The organism is Oleiphilus sp. HI0066, from assembly GCF_001635725.1.
The window spans coordinates 1-1,441 of sequence record NZ_LWFH01001506.1 but is presented as its reverse complement, the minus strand read 5'-3'; the positions used below and the strand labels follow the sequence as shown (position 1 = coordinate 1,441).

Genomic DNA, 1,441 nt, shown 5'->3' with positions numbered 1-1,441 from the left:
CGCACGTGGGAATTAGCGCGAGATAAAGACATGGCCTTTAGTGCGGCACAGCAACAGACTGGAGGTTTGAGCGGTAGCCGGAGCCTAGATCTCTACGAAGGCGGCAGCGGCACTCTCGATACTTTTGGATTGCTTACTCTGGGAACAGGCTCTGACCGAGCAATTGGGCATATGACTGAAAATGGCCAGCACTTAGCTTTCACAACCCGCGACACATCAAACAATAGCGCATCACGCAGCCTTATCATCGCCACTAAGGCTCGTAACGATGATATCACCCTAAGTAGCACGCCTCTTGATTTCACATTGAGTGGAAATTATTTCTATATGGATGCAGATAAGCATCGTCTAGCAAATGTAAATGAATCGCGCTTAAGTTTAGAAGAGGATGGCAGCGGCTGCAGGGCAACTCTCGGTTTGCAATCGGTATCGGTCGAGCATGACCTGAGCAGCAACGGCACGCTTTCAATGCCAGTTATTTCAAGCACGACCAACTATAACAGTGCATCATGCTCACTCGACAAAGGCCAAGTAGAAATAGTCTTCAATATCGGTGGGGATGCGTTAACACTGCGAGGTTTCGCGGCAAGAGAAGATGGCGCGACAGGCAAGACAGTCAAATTAATTAATTTGCTCTGGCTACAGGATAATGCTCTTGGACTAGTGTTCGCACAGTTAGACCAAGATCTTAGTCCGACCTTCGACAATTAGCGCATGAGCAAACCACCAGCGATCACCAAAGAAGCGTTTCGGGATAAGCTGAAACGCGCTTATAAATCTGCAGGTCGCGAAACCATCGAAAAAGCGCTGCTACTCTACTACACCATGCGCGACCCCAAAACACCTACGTGGTGCAAAGGCGTTATCACTGGGGCTCTGGCCTACTTCATTAGTTTTATCGATGGCATCCCTGATCTTACACCCGTACTAGGCTATACCGATGATTTAGGCGTCATGATTGCTGCAATCTCAGCGCTCGCAGGCCATATCACGGACGAAAACAAACAAAAGGCTGCCGACAAAGCGGAGCAAATCATTCCATAACAGCTTCTTCACCTTACAGCGGTTGATTCAGATTTCTCGGATCGCTAGACTGCGCTAAAAATAAAAGAAGAGGTATCCGATGTTCAGTTTTTTACCCGGAGTTGTTCGCGGCGTATTGATCGTTCTGATCATTATTCTTAATACCATTGTGTGTTTCCCATTCTTAATGTCGGTGGCACTTCTAAAATTTATTTTGCCACTTTCATTTCTTAGCAAAATTTGCACAAAAATCGCGATCCAAATCGCTACCTTTTGGATTGGAGTAAACAGCAGCCTATTCACTTTATTCCTAAAAATGGACTGGCATGTAACGGGGCTAGATGGGCTAAGCAAGGACGAATGGTATCTTGTTAATTGTAATCATCAGTCTTGGGCCGACATTCCTGTCGTTCAGAAA

At 46.5% G+C, this 1,441-nt stretch carries 2 protein-coding genes and 1 pseudogene; all 3 read left to right on the top strand.

The features are described from left to right. The coding region (locus tag A3738_RS31440; RefSeq protein WP_197473984.1) for a hypothetical protein at positions 1-711 on the top strand (711 nt) is incomplete at its 5' end. 3 nt (positions 712-714) lie between these two features. After that, positions 715-1,044, top strand: a complete 330-nt coding sequence (locus A3738_RS23465; protein WP_068477701.1) for a YkvA family protein — start codon at positions 715-717, stop codon at positions 1,042-1,044. Between the two features lie 79 nt (positions 1,045-1,123). Next, positions 1,124-1,441, top strand: a pseudogene (locus A3738_RS23460) (acyltransferase); the annotation flags it as partial.